This window comes from Brachybacterium aquaticum (genome assembly GCF_014204755.1).
Taxonomy (GTDB): Bacteria; Actinomycetota; Actinomycetes; order Actinomycetales; family Dermabacteraceae; genus Brachybacterium; species Brachybacterium aquaticum.
This window is the reverse complement of sequence record NZ_JACHLZ010000001.1, coordinates 1,295,223-1,319,358: the sequence shown is the minus strand read 5'-3', so window position 1 is coordinate 1,319,358 and position 24,136 is coordinate 1,295,223. Positions and strand designations below refer to the sequence as shown.

The 24,136-nt window shown below is 69.9% G+C and carries 23 protein-coding genes, 3 tRNA genes, 1 other RNA gene, 3 pseudogenes and 1 other annotated feature; of the genes and pseudogenes, 12 read left to right on the top strand and 18 right to left on the bottom strand.

Features of this window, described 5'->3' with window-relative positions; all coding sequences use genetic code 11:
- Window positions 1–4: 4 nt before the first annotated feature.
- Entirely contained in the window at window positions 5–196 is a 192-nt protein-coding gene (locus HNR70_RS05935) for an SPOR domain-containing protein (RefSeq protein ID WP_184324838.1), read from the bottom strand.
- Window positions 197–234: 38 nt separating this feature from the next.
- On the opposite strand from HNR70_RS05935, the gene map reads away from it, so the two are divergent.
- Together map and ppgK are read left to right on the top strand one after the other, a co-directional pair.
- Window positions 235–1,122 carry a type I methionyl aminopeptidase gene (gene map, locus HNR70_RS05930; protein WP_184324837.1) on the top strand — a complete coding sequence of 296 codons (888 nt, stop codon included), beginning with the start codon at window positions 235–237 and terminating at the stop codon, window positions 1,120–1,122.
- Window positions 1,123–1,228: 106 nt separating this feature from the next.
- Complete coding sequence (gene ppgK / locus HNR70_RS05925) at window positions 1,229–2,047, top strand: polyphosphate--glucose phosphotransferase (RefSeq protein ID WP_184324836.1); 819 nt, start codon at window positions 1,229–1,231, stop codon at window positions 2,045–2,047.
- Between the two features lie 84 nt (window positions 2,048–2,131).
- On the opposite strand, the gene rnpB is transcribed toward ppgK, so the two are convergent.
- Window positions 2,132–2,492: RNase P RNA component class A (gene rnpB, locus HNR70_RS05920), an RNA gene on the bottom strand.
- A 138-nt stretch (window positions 2,493–2,630) separates the two neighbouring features.
- On the opposite strand from rnpB, the gene HNR70_RS05915 reads away from it, so the two are divergent.
- Complete coding sequence (locus tag HNR70_RS05915) at window positions 2,631–3,431, top strand: YaaA family protein (protein WP_184324835.1); 801 nt, start codon at window positions 2,631–2,633, stop codon at window positions 3,429–3,431.
- Between the two features lie 56 nt (window positions 3,432–3,487).
- Here the strand turns inward: HNR70_RS05915 and HNR70_RS05910 are convergent, their stop codons facing one another.
- The 4 genes and pseudogenes from HNR70_RS05910 to HNR70_RS05895 form a co-directional block, all read right to left on the bottom strand.
- Complete coding sequence (locus tag HNR70_RS05910) at window positions 3,488–4,333, bottom strand: Nif3-like dinuclear metal center hexameric protein (protein WP_184324834.1); 846 nt, start codon at window positions 4,331–4,333, stop codon at window positions 3,488–3,490.
- Entirely contained in the window at window positions 4,330–4,788 is a 459-nt protein-coding gene (sufU, locus tag HNR70_RS05905; RefSeq protein WP_184324833.1) for a Fe-S cluster assembly sulfur transfer protein SufU, read from the bottom strand. Before sufU ends, HNR70_RS05910 begins: the two co-directional genes overlap by 4 nt.
- Window positions 4,785–6,062 (bottom strand): aminotransferase class V-fold PLP-dependent enzyme, encoded by a 1,278-nt coding sequence (locus tag HNR70_RS05900; protein ID WP_184324832.1) that lies wholly within the window; start codon window positions 6,060–6,062, stop codon window positions 4,785–4,787. Before HNR70_RS05900 ends, sufU begins: the two co-directional genes overlap by 4 nt.
- Window positions 6,063–6,176: 114 nt before the next feature.
- A pseudogene (locus tag HNR70_RS05895) lies at window positions 6,177–6,989 on the bottom strand (SDR family NAD(P)-dependent oxidoreductase); the annotation flags it as partial.
- Window positions 6,990–7,412: 423 nt separating this feature from the next.
- Here HNR70_RS05895 and HNR70_RS05890 point away from each other — a divergent pair.
- Complete coding sequence (locus HNR70_RS05890; RefSeq protein ID WP_312857577.1) at window positions 7,413–7,625, top strand: hypothetical protein; 213 nt, start codon at window positions 7,413–7,415, stop codon at window positions 7,623–7,625.
- 126 nt (window positions 7,626–7,751) lie between these two features.
- On the opposite strand, the gene HNR70_RS05885 is transcribed toward HNR70_RS05890, so the two are convergent.
- Together HNR70_RS05885 and HNR70_RS05880 are read right to left on the bottom strand one after the other, a co-directional pair.
- A tRNA-Val gene (locus tag HNR70_RS05885) sits at window positions 7,752–7,825 on the bottom strand.
- A 69-nt stretch (window positions 7,826–7,894) separates the two neighbouring features.
- Window positions 7,895–8,314, bottom strand: a complete 420-nt coding sequence (locus HNR70_RS05880; protein ID WP_246375162.1) for a DUF3052 domain-containing protein — start codon at window positions 8,312–8,314, stop codon at window positions 7,895–7,897.
- A gap of 370 nt (window positions 8,315–8,684) precedes the next feature.
- Here HNR70_RS05880 and aceE point away from each other — a divergent pair, with 370 nt between their 5' ends.
- The 5 genes from aceE to HNR70_RS05855 all read left to right on the top strand — a co-directional run bounded on the left by aceE (window position 8,685) and on the right by HNR70_RS05855 (window position 15,275).
- Complete coding sequence (gene aceE / locus HNR70_RS05875) at window positions 8,685–11,432, top strand: pyruvate dehydrogenase (acetyl-transferring), homodimeric type (protein ID WP_184324831.1); 2,748 nt, start codon at window positions 8,685–8,687, stop codon at window positions 11,430–11,432.
- Window positions 11,433–11,539: 107 nt separating this feature from the next.
- Window positions 11,540–12,487 (top strand): ACP S-malonyltransferase, encoded by a 948-nt coding sequence (locus tag HNR70_RS05870; RefSeq protein ID WP_184324830.1) that lies wholly within the window; start codon window positions 11,540–11,542, stop codon window positions 12,485–12,487.
- 2 nt (window positions 12,488–12,489) lie between these two features.
- Window positions 12,490–13,491 (top strand): beta-ketoacyl-ACP synthase III, encoded by a 1,002-nt coding sequence (locus HNR70_RS05865; protein WP_184324829.1) that lies wholly within the window; start codon window positions 12,490–12,492, stop codon window positions 13,489–13,491.
- A gap of 196 nt (window positions 13,492–13,687) precedes the next feature.
- Window positions 13,688–13,936 (top strand): acyl carrier protein, encoded by a 249-nt coding sequence (locus HNR70_RS05860; RefSeq protein ID WP_184324828.1) that lies wholly within the window; start codon window positions 13,688–13,690, stop codon window positions 13,934–13,936.
- A 97-nt stretch (window positions 13,937–14,033) separates the two neighbouring features.
- Entirely contained in the window at window positions 14,034–15,275 is a 1,242-nt protein-coding gene (locus tag HNR70_RS05855; protein ID WP_184324827.1) for a beta-ketoacyl-[acyl-carrier-protein] synthase family protein, read from the top strand.
- Between the two features lie 115 nt (window positions 15,276–15,390).
- Here the strand turns inward: HNR70_RS05855 and HNR70_RS05850 are convergent, their stop codons facing one another.
- The 4 genes from HNR70_RS05850 to HNR70_RS05835 all read right to left on the bottom strand — a co-directional run bounded on the left by HNR70_RS05850 (window position 15,391) and on the right by HNR70_RS05835 (window position 17,132).
- Window positions 15,391–15,882, bottom strand: coding sequence for a DUF3145 domain-containing protein (locus HNR70_RS05850; RefSeq protein WP_184324826.1), 492 nt, complete (start codon window positions 15,880–15,882; stop codon window positions 15,391–15,393).
- Between the two features lie 89 nt (window positions 15,883–15,971).
- A complete protein-coding gene (locus HNR70_RS05845) occupies window positions 15,972–16,463 on the bottom strand; it encodes a peptide deformylase (RefSeq protein WP_184324825.1) in 492 nt (163 codons plus the stop codon).
- Complete coding sequence (locus HNR70_RS05840; protein ID WP_184324824.1) at window positions 16,460–16,975, bottom strand: OsmC family protein; 516 nt, start codon at window positions 16,973–16,975, stop codon at window positions 16,460–16,462. Before HNR70_RS05840 ends, HNR70_RS05845 begins: the two co-directional genes overlap by 4 nt.
- 84 nt (window positions 16,976–17,059) lie before the next feature.
- Window positions 17,060–17,132 (bottom strand) — tRNA-Asn (locus HNR70_RS05835).
- 225 nt (window positions 17,133–17,357) lie between these two features.
- Between HNR70_RS05835 and HNR70_RS05830 the strand changes: the two genes are divergently transcribed.
- Both HNR70_RS05830 and HNR70_RS05825 read left to right on the top strand, forming a co-directional pair.
- Window positions 17,358–17,434, top strand: a tRNA-Ile gene (locus HNR70_RS05830).
- A 629-nt stretch (window positions 17,435–18,063) separates the two neighbouring features.
- A complete protein-coding gene (locus HNR70_RS05825) occupies window positions 18,064–19,146 on the top strand; it encodes an IS110 family RNA-guided transposase (RefSeq protein WP_184324823.1) in 1,083 nt (360 codons plus the stop codon).
- Between the two features lie 26 nt (window positions 19,147–19,172).
- Here the strand turns inward: HNR70_RS05825 and HNR70_RS05820 are convergent.
- The 6 genes and pseudogenes from HNR70_RS05820 to HNR70_RS05800 form a co-directional block, all read right to left on the bottom strand.
- Window positions 19,173–19,715, bottom strand: a pseudogene (locus tag HNR70_RS05820) (IS3 family transposase); the annotation flags it as partial.
- A gap of 30 nt (window positions 19,716–19,745) precedes the next feature.
- A complete protein-coding gene (locus HNR70_RS05815) occupies window positions 19,746–20,030 on the bottom strand; it encodes a putative quinol monooxygenase (RefSeq protein ID WP_074492471.1) in 285 nt (94 codons plus the stop codon).
- A 9-nt stretch (window positions 20,031–20,039) separates the two neighbouring features.
- Window positions 20,040–20,543, bottom strand: coding sequence for an IS3 family transposase (locus HNR70_RS16490; protein ID WP_184324821.1), 504 nt, complete (start codon window positions 20,541–20,543; stop codon window positions 20,040–20,042).
- Window positions 20,457–20,585 (bottom strand) — a sequence feature (AL1L pseudoknot). Its footprint overlaps the gene before it by 87 nt.
- A gap of 25 nt (window positions 20,586–20,610) precedes the next feature.
- Window positions 20,611–21,654, bottom strand: a pseudogene (locus HNR70_RS05805) (IS30 family transposase).
- Window positions 21,576–22,100 carry a transposase gene (locus HNR70_RS16485; protein WP_376768816.1) on the bottom strand — a complete coding sequence of 175 codons (525 nt, stop codon included), beginning with the start codon at window positions 22,098–22,100 and terminating at the stop codon, window positions 21,576–21,578. Before HNR70_RS16485 ends, HNR70_RS05805 begins: the two are co-directional and overlap by 79 nt.
- Before the next feature lie 60 nt (window positions 22,101–22,160).
- Window positions 22,161–23,243, bottom strand: a complete 1,083-nt coding sequence (locus HNR70_RS05800) for an IS110 family RNA-guided transposase (RefSeq protein ID WP_184324820.1) — start codon at window positions 23,241–23,243, stop codon at window positions 22,161–22,163.
- A gap of 423 nt (window positions 23,244–23,666) precedes the next feature.
- Here HNR70_RS05800 and HNR70_RS15830 point away from each other — a divergent pair, with 423 nt between their 5' ends.
- A complete protein-coding gene (locus HNR70_RS15830) occupies window positions 23,667–24,134 on the top strand; it encodes a MarR family winged helix-turn-helix transcriptional regulator (RefSeq protein ID WP_312857576.1) in 468 nt (155 codons plus the stop codon).
- The last annotated feature ends 2 nt before the right edge of the window (window positions 24,135–24,136 follow it).

The following is a 24,136-nucleotide window of genomic DNA, read 5'->3' as shown; positions in this document are numbered from 1 at the left end:
CGGGTCAGTCCGCCTCGCCCTCCCAGGACGCGTCGTCCTGGTCCCACTTCTCGTTGCGCTTGGCGGCGGTCGCCAGCGCCTTCTGCGCCTCCTCGCGGGAGGCGTAGGGGCCCATGAGGTCGGACATGCTCGACTGGGGCCCCTCCTCCACGGCGCCGGTGGTGAGGTTGTAGTAGTACTGCGTGCCCTCGTTCACAGCGGGCTCCTTCCCAGGTCGGTGAGAGACTGGTGGGTATGACTGTAGAGCAGGAATGGATCCGCCCCGAGGGGCGCGCGCGACTCGTCCCCGGAGAGCTGAGCCCCCGCCGCACGGTGCCCGCGAGCATCGAGCGGCCGGAGTACGTGGACAAGGACGAGGCCGTCTCGGACAGCGGTCCGTACGTGCAGAGCGCGGACGTGATCGCGCGGGTGCGCGAGGCCTCCCGCATCGCGGCGCTCGCGCTGCAGGCCGCCGGCGAGGCGACCCGCCCCGGCGCCACCACCGATGACATCGACCGCGCGGTCCACGACGTGCTTCTCGAGAACGGCGCCTACCCCTCCACGCTCGGCTACCTCGGCTTCGAGAAGTCGTGCTGCACGAGCCTGAACGAGGTGATCTGCCACGGCATCCCCGACTCCACCGTGATGCAGTCCGGGGACATCCTCAACGTCGACGTCACCGCGTTCATCCACGGCGTGCACGGCGACTGCAACGCGACCTTCCTGGTGGGCGATGTGCACCCGCGCGTCCAGGAGCTCGTCGACGTCGCGTACGACGCGATGATGCGCGGCATCAAGGTGGCCCGGCCCGGCCGCGAGGTCAACGTGATCGGCCGCGTGATCGAGAAGTTCGTGGGCCGCCACGGCATGGAGTCGGTCCGCGACTACACCGGCCACGGCGTCGCCGAGGGCTTCCACAACGGCCTGGTCATCCCCCACTACGATTCGGCGCCCATGTTCGACGACGTGATCGAGGAGGACATGACCTTCACGATCGAGCCGATGGTGACGCTGGGCTCCCAGGCCTGGGACCAGTGGGAGGACGGCTGGACGGTCGTCACCCGCGACGGCTCCTACTCGGCGCAGTTCGAGCACACCATGCTCATCACCGCCGAGGGTCCCGAGCTGCTCACGGTCGTCTGACCGGCAGGGCCCGTGGGCCGGGTATCGTGGGCGCGCGAACGCGCCGAGGACGGTGCGCACACCGGCCGGGCGTGACCTCCGCCCGCCCCTTCGACCAGGAGTGACGATGAGCAAGAAGGCTTTCGGGATCGACATCGGCGGCAGCGGCATCAAGGGTGCCCCCGTCCACCTCGGCAAGGGCGAGCTCGCCGCCGACCGCGTGCGGATCGAGACGCCGCAGCCCTCCACCCCGGAGGCCGTCGCCAAGACCGTGGTCGAGCTGGTGAACTCCTTCGACCTCGACGAGGACATGCCCATCGGCGTGACCTTCCCGGCGATCATCAAGGACGGCGTCGCCCACTCCGCCGCGAACGTGGACAAGTCCTGGATCGGCACCGACGTGGACAAGCTCCTCACCGAGGCCACCGGTCACGACGTGTTCGTGGTCAACGACGCGGACGCCGCCGGCATCGCCGAGATGGAGTTCGGCGCGGGCCGCAAGAGCCACGGCGTGGTGCAGGTGTTCACGCTCGGCACGGGCGTGGGCTCGGCGACCTTCGTCGACGGCCGCCTGGTCCCCAACACCGAGCTCGGCCACGTGTTCCTCGACAGTGCGGAGGCGCGGAAGTACGAGGACGCCGAGAAGTACATGGCCTCCTCGATCCGTGAGAAGGAGGGGCTGGACTGGGAGACCTGGGCCGGCCGTCTGCAGGAGTACTTCGAGCACATCGAGCTGCTCTTCTCCCCCACCCGCATCATCATCGGCGGCGGCGTCTCCAAGAAGCACGAGAAGTACCTGCCGCTGCTGGACCTCAAGGCCGAGATCGTGCCGGCGGAGCTGCGCAACGAGGCCGGGATCATCGGCGCGGCGGTGCTCGCCCATCGCGAGGAGAAGGCCCTGCGCAAGGGCAAGAAGACCGACGACACCCACAAGGCCGGGAAGTGACGGCCCAGGCTTCACAGCGGGCCTGACCTGCGCTTCTGCGCCGTCCCGTCGGGCGCGGCCCCTGTGCGGGGTCGCCCCGCGGGGCGGACCAGCCGGCCTGTAAGCCGGGTTCTGTGATCGGCAGCCATCCCTCTCGGATCGCCGTTGCCGACGACCTCCAGCGGTCCACCCGGGAACTCGGGCCGGCGCCCTCGAACGTTCCCTGTCTGACCTTGCTCCCGGTGGGGTTTACCGTGCCGACCTCGTCACCGAGGCCGCGGTGGTCTCTTACACCACCCTTTCACCCTTACCGCCCCGCCCGTTGGCGCGGCGGCGGTCTGCTCTCTGTGGCACTGTCCCGCGGATCACTCCGGGTGGGCGTTACCCACCACCGTGCCGGATGGAGCCCGGACTTTCCTCGGCCCCGAGGCGCGAGGCCCGGGGACGCGGCTGCCCGGCCGACTGGTCCGCCCGGAAGTCTACGCGCCCGCCTGCGCGTCGCCCTCGCGGGGCGGCCGACGGGGGCGCGGACGTGCCGAACCTCTCCCGGGTCGCGCGCCCGGTCCTGCCCCTGCGATACCCGACGACCTCGGAGAATGATCGGATGCTGATCCTGCTGCCGCCCTCGGAGACGAAGACCCGCCCTGCGGAGGTGGGTCACAGGCCCCTCGACCTCGGCGAGCTGGCACTGCCGGAGCTGCGCGAGGCGCGGGAGACCGTGCTGCGGGCCGCGCACCGCACCGCCGCCGGGGCCGACGCCGCCAGGCACCTGGGCGTCCCGGCCTCCTCCCCGGAGCTGGTGGGGCGGATGCTGCACCTCGAGCAGGAGCCCGCCACGGCGCCGCTGGCCGTGTACTCGGGAGTGCTCTACGACCAGCTCGAGCCCGGAGGCGGGATCCCCGCAGGCCGCCGGGTGCTGGTGCAGTCCGCGCTGCTCGGCCTCGTGGACGCCGCGCGCGACCGGATCCCCGCCTACCGACTCTCCGCCTCCTCGCAGCTCTCCCGGCTCGGCAAAGCCGGGTCCTGGTGGACGCCGCGGCTGCGCCCGATCGCCGCGCAGCTGCGGGCGGAGCTCGCGGAGGGCCCCTCGCCGCTCGTCGTCGACTGCCGCTCCGGCTCATACCGCTCGATGATGGCGATGCGCAGCGGCGAGGGGGTGCGGGTGCTCGAGGTGGCGCCGGTGCAGGAGGCCGGCGGGGTCCGCAAGGTCATCTCCCACGACGCGAAGCGCTACCGGGGCCTCGTCACGCGCGTGCTGCTGGCCGCCGAAGGGACGCCGACGTCGGCCGAGGAGCTGGCGGAGGTGGTCGCCGAGGGGCTCTCGGGGATCGCCGGGCGCGGCGCGTCGACGCTCGGCGTCGAGCTGGACGGTGACCGGCTGGTGGTCGTCGACCGGGTCGGCTGACCCGTCCGGACTGACGCGTCCGGACGAGCGCTCGGCTCAACCGGCGCGCCGGCGACTCACTCCGCGCGGCCGCCCCACGGGTCGGTGACCTGGTCGCTCACGATCACCTCGAGGCCGGGCAGGGCGCCGCGCAGCAGCTCCGCGCCGAGCGGCAGCCACAGCGCCTCGCTCGCCGCGTGCGGCACGTCGATCAGCGCCGGCACCGCGGCGGGATCGGCGGCGGCCTCGATGTGCTCGAGCGCCGGGTGGTGGCGCAGGTCCGAGGTGATGTAGACGTCCGCGCCGGAGCCGGTCGCGGCCTCCAGGAACGAGTCCCCCGCCCCGGGGCAGACGGCGATGGTGCGCACCTCGCGCTCGGGAGCGCCGGTGTGGAGGATGCCGCGGGCGGTCGCGGGCACGAGGCCCGCGATGCGGGCGGTGAGGGCGCCGACGGTGGTGGGCTCCGGCAGCTCGCCGACGGCGCCGAGGCCGAAGCGGCGCGAGCCGTGCGCGGCCTCTTCCCCCTCGTCCCCGGGCAGCAGCGGGCGGGGATCGGCGAGCTGCAGGGCGCGGATCCATGCGCCGACGGTGCCGAGGGTGGAGCGGTCCACGTTGGTGTGCCCGCACCACAGGCCCACCCCGGCGCGCAGCAGCGAGGTGACGACCGCGCCCTTGCCCTCGTCGGCCGGCAGGAAGCTCGCCCCGCGCAGCAGCAGGGGGTGGTGGGTGACCAGCAGGTCCGCGCCGCCCTCGATCGCCTCGCGGGCGACGGCGACGGTGGGGTCGACGGCGAGCAGCACCCTCCGTGCCTCTGCTGAGCGCTCGCCGAGCACGAGTCCGGCCCGGTCCCAGTCCTCCGCCCAGGAGAGCGGATAGGCGGCCTCGAGCACGCCGATCAGGTCGCCGAGGGTGCGCGTGCTCATCCGCGCAGGGCCCGGGTCTCGACGAGCGCGGCCTGGTAGGCCTTCCATGGCATGAGCACGCACTTCACACGGGCGGGGAACTTCGCCGCGCCCAGTAGCGCCATGCCGTCGCCGATCAGGTCCTCGTCCCCCTCGACGCGGCCGCGGGACTTCATGGCCTCCTCGAAGTGGGCGCGCGTCGGCTCGACGTCCTCGACGGTCCTCCCGATCAGCAGGTCCGCCATGATCGAGGCGGAGGCGCGGCTCATGGCGCAGCCCTCGGCGTCGTAGGAGACGTCCTCGATGCGCTCGGCCCCGTCCTCGGACAGGTGCAGGCGCAGGGTGATCTCGTCACCGCAGGTGGGGTTGACGTGGTGGACCTCGGCCTCGAACGGCTCGCGCAGCCCGGCGTGCAGGGGGCGCTTGTCGTGCTCGATGACGAGCTCGGTGTACAGGGCGGAGAGATGGCTGCTCATGAGAGGGATCCGAAGAACTCGAGGGTGCGGGCGACGCCGTCGACGAGGGCGTCGACCTCGGCGGCGGTGGTGTGGGGGGAGAAGCTCGCACGGGTGGTGCCGTGCAGGCCGAAGCGGCGGTGAAGCGGCCAGGCGCAGTGGTGGCCCACCCGCACCTCGATGCCGTAGGAGTCCAGCACCTGGCCGACGTCGTGCGGGTGACGCCCGGCGACGTCGAAGGCGACTGCGCCGGTGCGCTCCGGGGACAGGGCCGGGCCGATGATCCGCACCCCGTCGATCGCGGCGAGGCCCGCGACGGCGCGCTGGGTGAGCGCGCGCTCGTGCGCGGCGATGTGCTCCATCCCGAGCGCGTCGAGGTAGTCGCAGGCGGCGGCGAGGCCGACGGCCTGGGAGATCGGCGGGGTGCCGGCCTCGAAGCGGGCGGGCGGCTCGGCGTAGGTCGAGCGCTCCATGTGGACGGTCTCGATCATCGAACCGCCGGTGAGGAAGGGCGGCAGCTGCGCGAGCAGCTCGTAGCGGCCCCAGAGCACACCGATGCCGGTGGGGCCGAGCATCTTGTGCCCGGACAGGGCCACGAAGTCGGCGCCGAGGGCGGCGAGGTCGAAGGGCATGTGCGGGGCGGACTGGGCGGCGTCGATCACGGTCAGCGCGCCGACGGCGCGGGCGGCCTCGATCAGGCGGCCGACGGGGTTGATCGTGCCCAGCACGTTGGACTGGTGGGTGACGGCAAGGACTTTCGTGCGCTCGGTGAGCAGCGAGTACAGGTCCGTGAGGTCCAGGGTGAAGTCGTCCGCGACGGGGATCCAGCGCAGCGTCGCGCCGGTGCGGCGGGCGAGCTCCTGCCACGGCACCAGGTTCGCGTGGTGCTCCATCTCGGTCACGAGGATCTCGTCTCCCTCGCGCACCCGCAGGTGCTCGGGGGTCGACTCGTCCCCGTTGCCGAGGGAGTAGGCCACGAGGTTCAGCGCCTCGGTGGCGTTCTTGGTGAACACGAGCTCGTCCGGCGAGGGGGCGCCGAGGAAGGCGGCGACGCGCTCGCGGGAGGACTCGTAGGCGTCGGTCGCGGCGCCGGCCATGCGGTGGGCGCCGCGCTTCACGGCCGCGTGGTCGCGCATCAGGTAGGCGACCTCGGCGTCGATGACCTGGCGGGGCCGCTGCGAGGTGGCACCGCCGTCGAGGTAGATCATCGGGGTGTCCGGATCCAGCATGCGGGTGAGGATCGGGAAGTCCGCCCGGATCGCTTCGACGTCGAACGGTCTGGTCGCTGCGCTCACCTGCGGGGGCCTCCTGGGATCGATGGCGGTCCGGCCAGTATAGGAACGCCCCGGTCCGGCAGCGCCGGGGGTGAGACCCAGGGCACGGCGGGGTCGGCGCAGTGCCGCGGCGGCTCAGAGTGCTGTCGGCGATGTGCCGACGAGCCGGTCGCTGTCGCGCCACAGCCTCAGCGCGGCCTCGTCGTCCCGGGCGAGGACGGAGGGCGCCGCCCACGCGGCCCTCCCCCGACGCAGCGCGACATAGGAGCGGTCGCCGCCACCGTCGGGCGGGCGACCGGGTGGACGAGCACCGAGCGCGAGACCGGCGAGCACCCGCCCGGCGTCCTCCCGGGAGTTCATCGTCGACGGTCCGATCCTGCGCAGGAGCTCGCCGAGCACCCCGGTCCCCATGAGCGCCCAGGCGATCCGTCGCGGCAGCGGCAGCGCACCGGCGAGGCCCGTGCCGAATACCTGCCCGGGGTCGAAGGCGAGGGCGCGCAGCTCCTCCGACGGGGCAGGCGAGCCCGCCCCGAGCGCGAGGGCGCGCACGGTGAGGACCGCGCACAGCTTCGAGGCGGTGTAGGCCTGCTGCCCGGCCCGGTGGGGACGCCGCTCGAGCCCCGGGTCGAACTCGGGGTGCGCGAGCAGCGCGGCCTCGGCGTGCCGGGGCGGGACGAGCTCCGCGCCGAGCGCGGGGTCATGGGTGCCGCTGGAGGTCAGGACGACGACCCCGCCCGGGGCGAGGGAGGGCTGCAGCAGTCGCAGGAGCAGGAAGTGGGCGAGGTGGTTGACGGCGAAGGTCGTCTCGAAACCGTCGGCCGACCGCCCCTGCGCATCGGGGCGGATGATCCCGGCGTTCAGCACCAGCGCGTCCAACCGTGCGCCCCCGAGGAACTCCAGCGCCTGCGCCGCGAAGACGCGCACCGAGTCCAGGGAGGCGAGGTCGAGCCGTGCCGTCGCGGTGGCCCGGTCCTAGGCTCCGGATCCTGGGCGGCGCGTGCCCCGGAGCAGCCGGACCCGCGGGCGGACGGCCAGGCGGGCGGCGGCGACGGCGCCGAAGCCGTCCGTGCCGCCGGTCATTACGATGGTGCGGGGGTGCTCTGAACCGTGCGTGCTCATCGTCGGCCCTCTCCTGGGCGCTGTGCTCCGCGCAGTGCGCAGCGGACCGCTCCTCCAGTACACACCCCGGCGAGGGCGGGGTCCAGGTCCCGGACGCACTCGAGCAGGTTCGGCCCCCTGCCCTTCCAGCGGTCCCCCACCCGTCCCGACATTCCTCAGCGTCGAGATGCTCGTCGTGAGACCCTGTCCACGCTCCGTCCCCCGCGCTCAGGAGGTGCCGTCATCGACACTCTGATCCTCGCCGCACTCTTCGTGGCCATCCTCGTCTCCGTCATCGTCATGATCGGGCGGATGCTCGTGCGCCGGCGCGAGGAGCGCGAGCGCTGGGAGCGCGAGGGCCGCCCCGAGCCCGCCGAGCGCACCCCCGAGCAGCAGGCGCAGGACCGCAAGACCGCGATCACCTGGGGCTGCCTGATCGTCGCGATCCCCGTGCTGCTGGTGCTCGCGTACGTCGCCACCCGCTGAGAGCCCGTCGGCCGCAGAGCCCGTCGGCCGCAGGGCCCGCGGGCCGAGCGCCGCAGGACCACCGCGCCGCACCACGAGAGAGCCCCTCGCCCGCACCGGAGTGCGGACGAGGGGCTCGCGTGCGGGTGGGTCGTGAGGGGCTCGAACCCCCGACCTTCTGGGTGTAAACCAGACGCTCTGACCAGCTGAGCTAACGACCCGGACCGGGGCGCGCCCCGGCGGCGATCACTCGCCCGCGCCGCCCCCGGGAAGGGGCGACGGGTGAGGGGTCAGTTGGTGCGGCTGGCGAGGCGGGTCCCGGTCCAGTCCGGCGCCAGGCTCACCGAGCTCATGACGCGCAGACCCGCGATGCCAGCGCTCTCCTGCACCTCGGCGGGCATGACGTGACCGTCGCGTCCTGCCTTGGGGGTGAGAACCCACACGGGCGCGCCGGACTCGATGTTGCTCAGGGTGTCGACCAGGGCATCGGTGAGGTCACCGTCGCCCTCGCGCCACCACAGCACGACGGCGTCGACGATCTCCTGGGTGTCCTCGTCCTCCAGCTCACCGCCGATGAGGTCCTCGATCGCATCGCGAAGGTCGAGATCGACGTCGTCGTCGTAGCCGAACTCCTGCACGATCTGTCCCGAGCTGAGGTTCATCGCCTCGGCAAGGGCGCTGGACGAAGGGGCATCGGACGACGGTGACAAGAAAGGACTCCTCACGAGCGGGTTCAGTACATGTGCAGCGACGGCTCGGAACCCCGCAGGGCCCTGTTCGCAGGTGCTGCGCGCGCCGATTCTATGCCACGGGACACCCCGGTGCATGCGCGCTGCTCGCGGACCGGGCCGGACCCGGGCCGGGCAGGACCCGTGCCGTGCGGCGCGCAGGCACGGCCCGGCCCGAGGTGGCGGTCGTCTCACGCTGTGAAGGTCGTGTGGAGGTCCTCCACGGGCTCGGCGACGGTACGCTGGTCGGAACCGAGGCCGCAGGAGCCGAGCCCCGTGGTGCCGTGTGCGCCCATGGGTGCTCCTCCGCTCCTGGGCCGGTCCATTCGCCTCCGGTAGAGAGAAGGACAGTGTGACTTCGCACGAGACCCCTCGTCCCATCGGCATCAACCTGCCGAGCCATGCCCAGGACCCCGATCCGGAGGAGACCCGGGAGTGGCTGGAGTCGTTCGACGGTCTCGTCGAGCACCGCGGCAAGGAGCGCGCCTCCGAGGTCGTCCAGAGCCTCATCCAGCACGCCCGCGACGAGGACCTGCACCTGCCGGACTCGCTGACCACGGACTACATCAACACCATCCCGGTGGACGAGCAGCCCGAGTACCCCGGTGACGCGGAGCTCGAGAAGGAGCTGCGCAACATCAACCGCTGGAACGCGGCGATGGTCGTCCATCGCGCCCAGCGCCCCGGCGTGTCCGTCGGCGGCCACCTCTCCAGCTACGCGTCGATCGCGACGATGTACGAGGTCGGCTTCAACCACTTCTTCCGCGGCCGCAACCACCCCGGCGGCGGCGACCACGTGTTCTTCCAGGGCCACGCCTCCCCCGGCATCTACGCCCGCGCCTACATGATGGGCCGCCTCACCGAGCAGGACCTCGACGGCTTCCGCCAGGAGGTCTCCTCCGAGCACGGCATGCCCTCCTACCCGCACCCGCGGGCCATGAAGAACTTCTGGGAGTTCCCCACCGTCTCCATGGGCATCGGCCCGGTCAACGCGATCGAGCAGGCGTCCTTCGACCGCTACCTGCAGAACCGCGGCCTGAAGGACACCTCCGAGCAGCACACCTGGGCGTTCCTGGGCGACGGCGAGATGGACGAGGTCGAGTCCCGCGGCGCGCTGCACATCGCCGCGAAGGAGCACCTGGACAACCTCACCTTCGTCGTCAACTGCAACCTGCAGCGCCTGGACGGCCCCGTCCGCGGCAACGGCAAGATCATCCAGGAGCTGGAGAGCCAGTTCCGCGGCGCCGGCTGGAACGTCATCAAGGTGATCTGGGGCTCCGGCTGGGACCCGCTGCTGGAGAACTCCACCGACGGCGCGCTCATCGACCTGATGAACGGCACCCCGGACGGCGACTTCCAGACCTACCGCGCCGAGTCCGGCGGGTTCATCCGCGACAACTTCTTCGGCCGCGACCCGCGCACCAAGGCCCTGGTCGAGGACCTCTCGGACGATGACATCTGGTGGAAGCTCAACCGCGGCGGTCACGACGCCAAGAAGATCTACGCCGCCTTCCAGCAGGCCATGACCCTGAAGAACGGCAAGCCGACCGTCATCCTCGCCCACACCATCAAGGGCTACCGCCTGGGCAAGAACTTCGCGGGCCGCAACGCGACCCACCAGATGAAGAAGTTCACCCTCGAGGACCTCAAGGCCCTGCGCGACACCCTGCGCATCCCGGTCAGCGACGAGCAGCTCGAGGCCGGCAGCGTCTACGACGCCCCGTTCTACCTGCCCGACGCCGACGCGCCGGTCATGAAGTACCTCAAGCAGCGTCGCAGCGATCTGGGCGGCCCGGTCCCCTCGCGCCGCACCGAGCACAAGCCGATCGAGCTGCCCGGCGACAAGGCCTACGAGGTCGCGCGCCGCGGCTCCGGCAAGCAGGAGATCGCCACCACCATGGCGCTCGTGCGCCTGCTGAAGGACCTCATGCGCGACAAGGAGTCCGGCAAGCGCTGGGTCCCGATCGTGCCCGACGAGGCCCGCACCTTCGGCATGGACTCGCTGTTCCCGACCGCGAAGATCTACAACCCCGACGGTCAGAACTACCTCTCGGTGGACCGCGACCTGCTGCTGGCCTACAAGGAGTCCACCTCCGGCCAGATCAAGCACATGGGCATCAACGAGATCTCGTCCACTTCGGCGTTCACCGCGGCGGGCACCTCGTACGCCACGCACGACTACCCGATGATCCCGTTCTACATCTTCTACTCGATGTTCGGGTTCCAGCGCACCGGCGACTTCTTCTGGGCCGCCGGCGACCAGATGGCCAAGGGCTTCGTCATCGGCGCGACCGCCGGAAAGACCACCCTCGCCGGTGAGGGCCTGCAGCACATGGACGGCCACTCGCCGATCATCGCGGCCACCAACCCCGGCACCGTCATCTACGACCCGGCCTACGGGTACGAGATCGGGCACATCATCCGTGACGGCCTCCAGCGCATGTACGGCGAGGACGACCGCCTCCAGGAGGTCTTCTACTACCTCACCGTTTACAACGAGCCGATCGTGCATCCGGCCGAGCCGGAGGACCTGGACGTCGAGGGCCTGATCAAGGGCATGTACCAGCTCGAGGGCGCGCCCGAGGGCGACGGCCCCGTCGCGCAGCTGCTCGCCTCCGGCGTGGGCGTCCCGTGGGCCAAGCACGCCCGCGAGATCCTCGCCGAGGACTGGGGCGTGCGCGCGAGCGTGTGGTCGGTGACCTCGTGGACGGAGATGCGCAAGGACGCCCTGGAGGCGGAGAAGCACAACCTCCTGAACCCCGAGGACCCGCGCACCCCGTGGATCTCCCAGCGCCTGGAAGGCGTGGAGGGTCCGTTCGTGGCGACCTCCGACTACGACTTCGCGGTCCCCGACATGATCCGTCAGTGGATCCCGGGCGACTACGGCGTGCTCGGCGCCGACGGCTGGGGCTTCTCGGACACCCGCCCCGCCGCCCGCCGCCACCTGAAGATCGACGCGCACTCGATGGTCGTCAAGACCCTCCAGCTGCTCGCCAAGCAGGGCAAGGTCGACCCGTCCGTGGTCCGTCAGGCCATCGACAAGTACGACCTCACCAACGTGAATGCCGGCCAGTCCGGCTCCTTCGGCGGCGAGTCCTGATCCACCGGTCGGGCCGGCCATCCCCCACGGGGTGGCCGGCCCGACCGTTATCCTGCGGCGGGCGGCACCCGCCTCTCCCCACCCGTTCGACCCCCTTGGAGGTACCCGTGCTCGCGATCGTCTGTCCCGGACAAGGGGCGCAGAAGCCCGGCTTCCTGACCCCGTGGCGTGAGCTCGACGGCGTCGACCAGACCCTCGCCTCCCTCTCCGAGGCCGCCGGCGTCGACCTGCTGCGCCACGGCACCGAGTCCGACGCGGACACGATCCGCGACACCGCCGTCGCCCAGCCGCTGCTGGTCGCCGCCGGGATCCTCGCCGCCGCGCAGCTGCGCGCCGAGGACGGCCTGCCCGCGGCCGACGTGATCGCCGGGCACAGCGTCGGCGAGGTCACCGCCGCGGCGCTGACGGGCGTGCTCTCGAACGAGGACGCGCTGCGCCTGGTCGCCGTGCGCTCGCGCGCCATGGCCGAGGCCGCCGCGGCCGAGCCCACCTCGATGGCCGCCGTCGTCGGCGGGACCCGCGAGGAGGTGCTCGCCAAGATCGCCGAGCACGGCCTGCACCCGGCCAACATCAACTCCGCCGTGCAGGTCGTCGCCGCCGGCGCCGCCGAGAAGATCGCCGCCCTCGGCGAGGACGCGCCCGCGAAGGCGCGCGTGATCCCGCTGCAGGTCGCCGGGGCCTTCCACACCCCGTACATGGCCTCCGCCCGCGAGGAGCTCGCCCGCTTCGCGCCGAGCCTCTCCCCCGCCGACCCCTCCGTGCCGCTGGTCTCCAACGCGGGCGGCGAGGTCGTCACCTCCGGTGCCGCGTACCTCGACTCGATCGTCACCCAGGTCGCCTCCCCGGTGGACTGGGAGGCGTGCATGGCGACCTTCCGCGACCGCGGCGTGACCGCCCTCATCGAGGTCGCCCCGGCCGGGACCCTCACGGGCCTGGCCAAGCGCGAGCTCAAGGGCATCGCGTTGGCGAACCTCAACACCCCCGACGACCTCGAGGCTGCCCGCGCGCTGGTGCGCGAGCACGCCGGGGCCACCCCCTCGGACCAGGAGAACTGATCATGGCCGTCACCCTCAGCGCCCAGCCCACCGTCCCCGGCTCGCAGGTCCTCGCCTATGGCGCGGCCCGCGGCGACCTCGTCGTCCCCAACGACGACATCATCGAGCCGATCAACTCCTCGGACGAGTGGATCCGCCAGCGCACCGGCATCATCACCCGGACCCGCGCGAGCGAGGACGTGGGCGTCAAGGACCTCTCGCTCACCGCGGCGAAGGAGGCCATCGAGCGCTCCGGCATCGACCTGGAGACCCTTGACGCGATCATCGTCTCGACGATCTCGTTCCCCTACCCCACCCCGTCGCTCGCGACGCTGCTGGCCGGGGAGCTGGGCCGCCCGGACGTCATCGCCTACGACATCTCGGCCGCGTGCGCCGGCTTCGCCTACGGCATCGGCCAGGCAGACTCGCTGATCCGCTCCGGGGCCGCCCGCCATGTGCTGGTCATCGGCGCGGAGAAGCTCTCCGACTTCATCTCCCCCACCGACCGCTCGATCTCGTTCCTGCTCGGCGACGGCGCGGGCGGCGCGGTCGTCGGCCCGAGCGACACCCCGAAGATCGGGCCGACGGTCTGGGGCAGCGACGGCGACAACTGGAACACCATCCGCATGACCGGCTCGTCGATCGACTTCCGCGACGGCAAGGTGGAGTGGCCCACCCTCGAGCAGGACGGCCGCACCGTGTTCCGCTGGGCCGTGTGGCACACCGCCGAGAAGATCCGCGAGATGCTCGACAAGTCGGGACTGACCATCGACGACGTCGACGTGTTCGTGCCTCACCAGGCCAACATGCGCATCATCGACGAGCTCGCCAAGCAGCTGAAGCTGCCCGAGGACGTGGTGATCGGCCGCGACATCGCCGAGACCGGCAACACCTCGGCCGCCTCCATCCCGCTGGCGACGCATCGCCTGCTCGAAGAGGGCCAGGCCAAGAGCGGCGACGTGCTGGTCCAGTTCGGCTTCGGCGCCGGCCTCGCCTACGCGGGCCAGGTCCTGATCCTGCCCTGAGAATCCACCCCGCTGCACCGCGGCGCCGCGGCACCGCGCCACGGCTGCGGGGTGCGGTCACCCATCACCGCACCGTGACCCGCGCTGTCACCCCTGTCACGACCGACGAGTAACATCACCCGGCCTCCCGGCTTCCCCGCACCCGCGCAGGTAGTCTTACCCCGCCCCACATTTCGATCATTCCTAAGGAGCACCCATGGCACACACCGAGAACGAGATCCTCGAGGGCCTCGCCGAGATCGTCAACGAGGAGACCGGTGTCGCCACCGAGGACGTCAAGCTGGAGAAGTCCTTCACCGACGACCTCGACATCGACTCCATCTCCATGATGACCATCGTCGTGAACGCCGAGGAGAAGTTCGACGTGCGCATCCCCGACGAAGAGGTCAAGAACCTCGCCACCGTCGGCGACGCCGTCAAGTTCATCGCGGGCGCCCAGAGCTGACCCCGCCCGACGCCCGGGACGATCCGCGTCCCGGGCGTCGCCGTTTCCTCGCCCCATCGGCGTGCCGACGTCCCCTCGACCTGCCCAGGAGATCTTCATGACCGCTTCCCGCTCCCGCGTCGCCGTGACCGGACTCGGCACCGTCAACCCGCTGGGCGGGGACGTCGCCTCCACCTGGAAGGCCGCCCTGGCCGGCACCTCCAGCGCCCGCACCATGGACAACGACTGGTCCGAGCGCTACGGCCTCTCCGTGAACTTCGCCTGCCAGCTCGTCCCCGGCGCGCTCGACTCCCTCACCCGCCCCGAGGCCAAGAAGCTCGACCCCTCGGGCCAGTACGCGATGGTCGCCGCCCGTGAGGCGTGGGCCGACGCGGGCACCCCCGAGGTCGACGGCGATCGCCTCGGCGTCGTGGTCGGCTCCGGCATCGGCGGCCTGTGGACCACCCTGGACCAGTGGGACGTGGTGCGCGAGCGCGGGGCCCGCCGCATCAACCCCTTCACCGTGCCGATGCTCATGGCGAACTCGTCGGCCGCGAACATCTCCATGGAGCTCGGCGCCCGCGCCGGCGCGCACACGCCCGTCTCGGCCTGCGCCTCCGGCTCCGAGGCCGTGGCACTGGGTCTCACGATGATCCGCGACGGCCGCGCCGACGTGGTCCTCGTCGGCGGCACCGAGGCGTCCATCCATCCGATGACCCTCGCCGGCTTCGCGAACATCCGCGCGCTCTCGACGCGCGTGGACGATCCCGAGCACGCGTCCCGCCCCTACGACGTGGACCGCGACGGCTTCGTCCTCGGCGAGGGCGCGGCGATCCTGGTGCTGGAGAGCGAGGAGCACGCCGCGGCGCGAGGCGCCCGCGTGTACGGCTATGTCGCCGGTCGCGGCATGGCGTCCGATGCCCACCACATCTCGGCCCCGTCGGCCGACGGACAGGCCAGCGCGGTGCGCGAGGCGGTCGAGGACTCCGGTGTCGCCGCCGAGGACATCAAGCACCTCAACGCCCACGGCACCTCCACGCCGCTGGGCGACATCGGCGAGCTGCGCGCGGTCTCCGACGCTCTGAACGGGGTCACCGACCAGATCGTGGTCACCTCCACCAAGTCCATGACCGGGCACCTGCTCGGCGGTGCCGGCGCACTGGAGACCGTGTTCTCGGTCCTCGCCGCGCACCACCGCATCGCCCCGCCGACGATCAACATCGAGAACCTCGACCCCGACACCCCGATGCAGATCGCGCAGAACGCCCCGGCCGCGCTGCCCGACGGCGACATCGCCGTGCTGAACAACGCCTTCGGCTTCGGCGGCCACGACATCGCGCTGGTGGTCACCTCGGCCTGAGCCGCGCGGTCTGCACAACCCGCCGCACACGCGAACGGCGCCGGCCCCTGAGGGGGCCGGCGCCGTTCCGTGTGCGCTGGGACGGTGTGCTCGGAAGGACGTGCGGGGCGGGCCGTCAGCTGACGCGGTGCAGCCAGCGCATGGGCACGCCCTCGCCGGCGTGGCGGTAGATCTCCAGCTCCTCGTCCCAGGGCTCGCCGAGGGCGATGCCGAGCTCGCGGGTGAGGGCGCGGGCGTCGTTGCCGGCGCGCTCCATGCAGCCGCGCACATGGTCCTCGGTGAGGACGATGTTGCCGGCGTGGTCGGTCGCGGCGTGGTGGATGCCGAGGTCGGGGGTGCAGCTCCAGCGGGCGCCGTCCACGGCGGCGGTCGCCTCCTGGGTCACCTCGAAGCGCACCTCGTGCATGCCGCGCAGGGCGCTGACGAGCCGGGCACCGGTGTCCTCGCGGCCGCGCCAGGTCATCTCGGCGCGCTGGAGCCCGCGCTGCGCCGGCTGGTCCTCCCAGCGGATCCGCGCGGGTGCGCCGAGGACTCCGCTGGCGGCCCAGTCGATGTGAGGCGTGAGGGCGCGCGGGGCGGAGTGGATGTACAGAACGCCCTGGGTCATCTCGTTCCTTCCGGTGTCCGATGCGTCTTCCCCAACGATCGGAACTGCGGAGGTGTGCGATGACAGAGGGTGGCTGTCAGGGGCCGAGCTTAGAGGGTCTCCCTGATCTGGCGCAATGCCCGCTTCTTCACGGAGCGTTCGAGGCCGTCGATGTAGAGCTCGCCGTCGAGGTGGCCGACCTCGTGCTGGATGAGGCGGGCGATGATCCCCTCGCCGGCCAGCTCGATCTCCTCGCCCTCGAGGTTCTGGCCCACGCAGCGGGCGTAGGCGGAGCGGGTGCGTGGAAAGAACAGCCCCGGCACGGAGAGGCAGCCCTCGTCATCGTGCTGGAGCTCCTCGGAGAGCTCGACGATGGTGGGGTTCAGGATGTAACCGAGCTCCCCGGTCTCGACGATGTGCCAGGAGAAGGCGCGCAGGCTCACGCCGATCTGGTTCGCGGCCACGCCCGCACGGCCCTCGTCGTCCACGGTGTCCAGGAGGTCCTGGACCAGGGAGCGGGTGCCGTCGGTGATGGTGCCGACGGGGTCGCAGGGGGTGCGCAGCACCGGGTCGCCGACCACGCGGATGGGACGGATGGTCATGAGCGGGGGTCCTCCTGGGCGATGTCGGCGGACGGCGCGGCGGCGGTGGGCTCGGCGGCAGGTTCCGCGCCGAGGATGCGGTGGGTGACCTCCACGCCGGCGACGACGCTGCGCTCGACGGTACAGCCCACCTCGACGGCGCGGGAGAACACCTTCACGACGGTCGCGATCTCCTTCTCGGTGAGTCCCTCGAGCGGGAGCTGCGCCTCCTCGGCGATCGTGAAGTAGCGGTTGGCGGCCTCGTCGGAGGTGCCGTGCGCCCACAGGCGGGCGTCGTAGTCCTCGCCGAGGCGGCGGGAGAGGTTCGTGTCGCTGCTCATACCGGCGCAGCCGATGAGCGCGATCTTCAGCAGCTCGCCGGGGTTGATCTCGCCCTCGCCATAGCCGATCGGTATCTCGACGCCGCGCTGGTTGCGGCCCATGAGGGTGCGGTGACCGGTGCGGTCGGCCCACACGCTGCCGGGGCCGAAGTTCTCCGGGAGCGGGAAGCGGTCGTCGGGCAGGGAGGGCATCGTCGGACTCCTTCGAGGGACCGGGGACAGGTGTGCGCAACGAGAACAGCCCCGGACGAATCCGGGGCTGTCTCCTGTGCTGGGCTCCCGCAGTTGGACTTGAACCAACAACCCTTCGATTAACAGTCGAATGCTCTGCCGATTGAGCTATGCGGGATCGACCTGGACGACTGTAGCAGGATCTGGGCAGGGTTCGCACCTCGAAAGGGAGCTGACCGGGGGTTCTATGACGAAGGTAACGCTCACGGCGGGGCCGGGGCACCTCGGGGCCGTTGCGGCATCGGCCGACGGGAGCGTCGAGCAGGCGCGCCCGGTCCACATGCGTGCATCGACCCAGGTCGCAGTGCACTGCGTGGTAGATTCGTGCGGCCCCTGTGGGCACGGCCCAGTAGCTCAGCCGGTTAGAGCAGCGGACTCATAATCCGTCGGTCGCGGGTTCAAGCCCCGCCTGGGCTACCAGTTCAGAGCGATATTCCAGCCCTAGGCGGCATCGCCGGTACGCACTGGGTACGCAGCAGCATCAATCGACGCGCCGAGGTCCCGTAGATCGTCGTCCACCGGCGAGGCCTACACGTCAAGCGCCATCGTTGCACTCTCATGCCCGAGCATCCGCTGTAACGCCTGCACGTTCGGTCAAGTCCCGGGAAGTGGTGTAGCGATCCTTCGCTGATTGGTCAGGCGGCCAGGGCGGTCAGGGTACTGGTGGTGACCCCCTCGGTGTTGGTGTCGGGGACGAGGCTGAGGCGGCACCGGGCGAGGACGTCCAGGCCGAGATGCTGAATCGCCTGTAAGTGTTCGTGGTGGCCGGCCCGGGGCTGGCTGGCAGGGTTGGTGCTGGTAGCCCGGCGCCCGTCGTGACTCCTGAATCGGCTGACCCCTGCGGGGTGTCATTCCCGGGATCTGTCCGGCGGGGGCCGGGTGCCGGCGCCAGCCCTGGCCCACCACGATGGCTTGATCAGAAGCATGTCCACCGCCGGGAGCTCGATCTCGGCGGCGTGGCTCATTACAGGCCCGCCTCGTAGTGACTCTCATCCTGGGCCGACGCCGGCAACGACGTCCCGTCCCAGCGATTCGAGAGGAACATCGTCATGAACAGTCTGCCTGCCACCGTAGGGGACTTCTACCGATACGTCGTCGGAGTCGACACCCACGCCGCAACCCACTCCTACGCGATCATCGAGGCTCCGAACGGCGGCCTCATCGATCAGAATGTCTTCCCGACCAGCCCTGCAGGGCTGCGACGCGCACGAGAATGGATCGCGCGCCGCACCGAGGGAGACCTCGACGGTGTGCTGATCGCCGTGGAAGGAACCGGCTCTTACGGGGCAGTTCTCAGCGACGTGCTGCAGCAGGTCGGCTACCGAGTCGTCGAGGCACCGACCCCGCGTCGTGCACGAGCCCGAAGCAAGACCGACGCCCTCGACGCGCTACTCGCCGCCCGATCGAGTCTCGTCATGCCGTTGACGACGTTGCGAGATCGTCGCACCGGTGACCTGCAGTCGGCGCTCCAAGTCCTCACCGGTGCCCGCGACCAACAGAACGCCGACAGATTGCGGTGCATCAACGCCCTCACCGCACTCGTGAGAACCCACGACCTTGGAATCGATGCACGCCGGGCCTTGACCGGAATGCAGATCGCGACGATCGCGAGCTGGCGTCGCCGAGAAGAGACGCTGGGGACAGCAACCGCCCGCGCCGAAGCGACACGCCTCGCGAAGCAGATCACGACGCTCGAGAGGGACCTCGCCGAGAACCGTGAACGGATCACTCACCTCGTGGAGACCACAGCTCCCGAGCTGCTGGACCTGCCAGGAGTCGGCGCAGTCACCGCAGCCGTGATCTTGACGGTCTGGTCGCACCCCGGCCGAATACGCAACGAGGCCGCATTCGCCATGATCGCAGGAGTCTGCCCGATCCCGGCCTCCTCGGGTAACACCACGAGGCATCGCCTCAACCGCGGTGGAGACCGACGGCTGAACCGCGCGCTGAACACCATCGTGCTCACCAGGATGCGCACCGATCCTGCCACCCGCACCTACATCGAGCGGCGCCAAAGCGAGGGCAAGACATCCAGAGAGATCCGACGCTGCCTCAAGCGCTACATCAGCCGCCAGATCTTCCGATCACTCAAAGTTGCCCACCCCGTCCCGGACGCCGCCGCCGCGGCTTGACACAACATAGAAGCATCCCGGGTTTGTTAGAGGCTCGCAAGTGCCGCGTCGGCGGGTGCCGGTGCGGGGTGGTTGTGATGGTAGATGTCCTCCAGCTCGACGGGCGGGATCATGCCGATCTCGCCGTGAAGTCGCCGGTGATTGAACCAGTCGATGTATTCCGCGGTCGCGATCTCGAGGTCGTCGATGTTCTTCCAGGGCCCGCGGTTGCGGACCAGTTCAGCCTTGAACAGCGAGTTGAAGGCCTCGGCCAGGGCATTGTCATACGAGTCGCCGGTGGAGCCGACCGAGGCGGCCGCGCCGGCCTCAGCAAGACGCTCGGTGTAGCGGATGGCGACGTACTGAACGCCCTTATCGCTGTGGTGCGGGAGCCCGGAGACGGCCTGGCCTGCGTGATCGCGGGTCCAGATGCCCATCTCGAGCGCGTCCAATGCGAGGTCCGTCCGCAGCGACTTCGACAGCTGCCAGCCGACCACGCGGCGGGAGAACACATCGATGACGAACGCGGCATACACCCAGCCGGCGAAGGTGCGGCAGTAGGTGATGTCCGCGACCCACAACTGGTTCGGCGGTGGCGAACAACTGAATCAAGGCAACCTCTATCCGGTGTGCTTGACGATCGAATAGTCGCGTGTGATCCCCGCGGTCATCCGCCCCCACTCGCTGGACGCCACGCGGTCTTGATGACATTCGAAAGCAGCCTCGCTATTGAATCGTTCTTCGACTCGCCAAACAAGTGGGTCGTCGGTCTGCGTAACCTCAAACGATAGGCACCCGGGTTCTAAGCGAGTAAGTGAAACGTGATCATGCAAGAATCGCTTGACAAGATTCGACTCCTCGGTCGTTCGACAAACAAGTCGGCCTGTCAACTGCACTTCGCCCATAGGGTCAGCCTAGCCGGTGTACCCCTCGACGGGGCCCTCCGTATTGGGCTTCCACCCCAACGACGGCGCGACGTACTTCGCGAACGATTCGAGTAGCGATGTACAATAAGCGACACCCAGCTGGTTCGGAGCGGTCGCGGTGAAGTCACGTTCGACGAGGTCAGGACGATTATCGGTGCCGCGACCTGAGATCGTGGTGCGCGGGCCCTTGGCCCGGCTGATCCCTCGCAACCCCGCGCCGCGCATGAGCCGCTCGACCGTGCAACGCGCGATGACGACGCCCTCGCGGCGCAGCTGGGCGTGGACCTTCTTCGCCCCGTAGACGCCGAAGTTCGCCGCATGGACCCGGTGGATCTCGACCAGCGGTTCCTCGTCGCGTAGTGCTCGCTTCGAGGGTGGGCGGGTCTTGAACGCGTAGTACGTGCTCGGCGCGATCTGCGTGCCCGCTGCGGTCAGCGTTCGACAGACCGGCCAGGCGCCGAACTCATGCCTGCACTGGTCGATGTACTCCACGATCAACGCTGTTGGCGGTCGAGCTCCGCCGCGAAAAAAGCCGAGGCTGACCTCAGGATCGGCGGATTCAAGCGGTGGGCGCAAGGAACTCTGCGAGCTTCTCTGATGGTGTCAGATAGCCCAGTGTCTTGCGGGGGCGTCCGTTGAGGCTGTCCTGGATCGCGTCCAACTTCTCGCGGCTGACGACGCTCAGGTCGGTGCCTTTGGGCAGGTACTGGCGCAGCAGGCCGTTGGTGTTCTCGTTGCTCCCCCGCTGCCAGGGCGAGTGGGGATCGCAGAAGTAGATCGGGATTCCTGTGGCGATGGTGAACGCGGCGTGCTTGGACATCTCCGCGCCTTGGTCCCAGGTGATCGTTCGGATCAACGAGGGCGGCAGCTTGCTGATTGCGGCGCGCATCGCGGCCTCGACCTGCTCGGCGCTCTTGCCGTCGGGCAGGTGCAGCAGCAGTGTCATTCGCGTCGAGCGCTCAACGAGCGTGCCGACGGCGCTGCGGCTGCCCTCGCCGAGGATGAGATCACCTTCCCAGTGGCCTGGCACGGCGCGGTCGTCGGCTTCTGCGGGGCGTTCGCTGAGCATGACCATGCCGGGGATGCGGCCGCGACCGTCCGTGGTTCGGCGGGGCTTGCGGGCCGCTCTTCCGGACCGCAGGCACCGCGCCAGCTCACGGCGCAGTTCGCCTCGGCCCTGCACGAACAGCGACTGGTAGATCGTCTCGTGGCTCACGCGCATCTCCGGGTCGTCGGCGTGATCCAACCGTAGGCGCGCCGCGATCTCCTCAGGTGACCACAGTTGCTCCAGCCGGCTGGCGACCTCCTCGAGCAGCCGGCCCGACGCAAGCTTGAACGGCTTCGGTCGACGCGCCTGCTCGCGGGCACGTTCATGACCACGCCACGCCGAGTAGCCGCAGCGACCCCCGCCGCGCTACACCTCACGGCTGACGGTCGACACCGCACGCCCCAGCTGCTCGGCGATCGCGGTGAAGGTATCGCCACGATTGATCCCCAGCAGGATCTGCTCGCGCTCGTGGATCGTCAGACAGCCCTGCCGTGGCTCCCAGCCGAACGGCCTGGCGTCAAGGTGCCTGCCGGTGCGGGCCATGATGCCGACCATCGGCGCGCTGCAGCCGATCTCTTTCGCGATGTCGACCAGCCGCCAGCCCTTCCCGTGCAGCCTGAGCCCGAGCTGCTTCTGCTCCCGGCTGAGATGACCGTGCCTGCCCTGCATCCGGATCCTCCTGTGATCAGTGACTGCCTCATCTCACAGGACTCGTTGCACTGACCGCTTGAATCCGCCATCGAGTTCTCCCTGCGCAGCTCACGCACTTCCTTCTCCAGCTCGACCAGGCGCTGGGACTCGCTGGTCGTGGTCCCGGGACGGTGCCCCTCGTCAACCTCGGCCTGCACGACCCAGTTCCTCAGAGTCTCAGGATTGATCCCGAGCTGCTCGCCCACACGGCGAAACGTTCCCGACCTCGTCGATGGATCGCGCCGTGACTGAACTGCCATCCTCGTGGCTCTCTCCCGAAGCTCGTCGGGGTACTTCCTCGGTGCTGCCATGCTCCTCATCCTCCCGTGGATTCAGAGCCTCCACCACACCCGGGATGCTTCTATGTTGTGTCAAGCCGCGGCGGCGGCGTCCGGGACGGGGTGGGCAACTGTGAGTGATCGGAAGATCTGGCGGCTGATGTAGCGCTTGAGGCAGCGTCGGATCTCTCTGGATGTCTTGCCCTCGCTTTGGCGCCGCTCGATGTAGGTGCGGGTGGCAGGATCGGTGCGCATCCTGGTGAGCACGATGGTGTTCAGCGCGCGGTTCAGCCGTCGGTCTCCACCGCGGTTGAGGCGATGCCTCGTGGTGTTACCCGAGGAGGCCGGGATCGGGCAGACTCCTGCGATCATGGCGAATGCGGCCTCGTTGCGTATTCGGCCGGGGTGCGACCAGACCGTCAAGATCACGGCTGCGGTGACTGCGCCGACTCCTGGCAGGTCCAGCAGCTCGGGAGCTGTGGTCTCCACGAGGTGAGTGATCCGTTCACGGTTCTCGGCGAGGTCCCTCTCGAGCGTCGTGATCTGCTTCGCGAGGCGTGTCGCTTCGGCGCGGGCGGTTGCTGTCCCCAGCGTCTCTTCTCGGCGACGCCAGCTCGCGATCGTCGCGATCTGCATTCCGGTCAAGGCCCGGCGTGCATCGATTCCAAGGTCGTGGGTTCTCACGAGTGCGGTGAGGGCGTTGATGCACCGCAATCTGTCGGCGTTCTGTTGGTCGCGGGCACCGGTGAGGACTTGGAGCGCCGACTGCAGGTCACCGGTGCGACGATCTCGCAACGTCGTCAACGGCATGACGAGACTCGATCGGGCGGCGAGTAGCGCGTCGAGGGCGTCGGTCTTGCTTCGGGCTCGTGCACGACGCGGGGTCGGTGCCTCGACGACTCGGTAGCCGACCTGCTGCAGCACGTCGCTGAGAACTGCCCCGTAAGAGCCGGTTCCTTCCACGGCGATCAGCACACCGTCGAGGTCTCCCTCGGTGCGGCGCGCGATCCATTCTCGTGCGCGTCGCAGCCCTGCAGGGCTGGTCGGGAAGACATTCTGATCGATGAGGCCGCCGCTCGGAGCCTCGATGATCGCGTAGGAGTGGGTTGCGGCGTGGGTGTCGACTCCGACGACGTATCGGTAGAAGTCCCCTACGGTGGCAGGCAGACTGTTCATGACGATGTTCCTCTCGAATCGCTGGGACGGGACGTCGTTGCCGGCGTCGGCCCAGGATGAGAGTCACTACGAGGCGGGCCTGTAATGAGCCACGCCGCCGAGATCGAGCTCCCGGCGGTGGACATGCTTCTGATCAAGCCATCGTGGTGGGCCAGGGCTGGCGCCGGCACCCGGCCCCCGCCGGACAGATCCCGGGAATGACACCCCGCAGGGGTCAGCCGATTCAGGAGTCACGACGGGCGCCGGGCTACCAGCACCAACCCTGCCAGCCAGCCCCGGGCCGGCCACCACGAACACTTACAGGCGATTCAGTGGTCACGCTTGCTGAGTGCGCCCGCAGCTACTTACCTGATGAAGTAGAACTAGACTTATTGATTTCACTGGACAACCAAGTTCGGGGCAATGCGACCTAGACTCGCTCTCGTGACGAGCGGCGCCGAGCCCGAACGGCTCACCGACGAGGAGCGCGCGCAGTGGTTCGCGTTCGCCCATGTCCTGACCCTGCTCCCCGGGGTCCTCGAGACCCAGATGCAGCGCGACGGCGGCATCGGGCACTTCGACTACCTGGTCATGTCCTGGCTCTCGACGGCACCGGAGCGCACGCTGCGGATGAGCGAGCTCGCGAGCAGCGTCTGCGGCACGCTGTCCCGCCTGTCGAATGCGGCCACGCGCCTCGAGCGGCAGGGATGGCTCACCCGCCGGCCCAATCCCGAGGACGGACGAACCACGCTGGTCACACTGACCGATGCTGGGAGGCAGAAGGTCGAGTCGGTTGCGCCGGCGCACGAGACAGAGCTGCGCCGCCTGTTCTTCGAGCCCCTCACCGCCGCGCAGAGCCGGCAGCTGGCCACGGCGTGCCGGCGGATACTCGCCGTCGCGCAGGATTCCTGAGG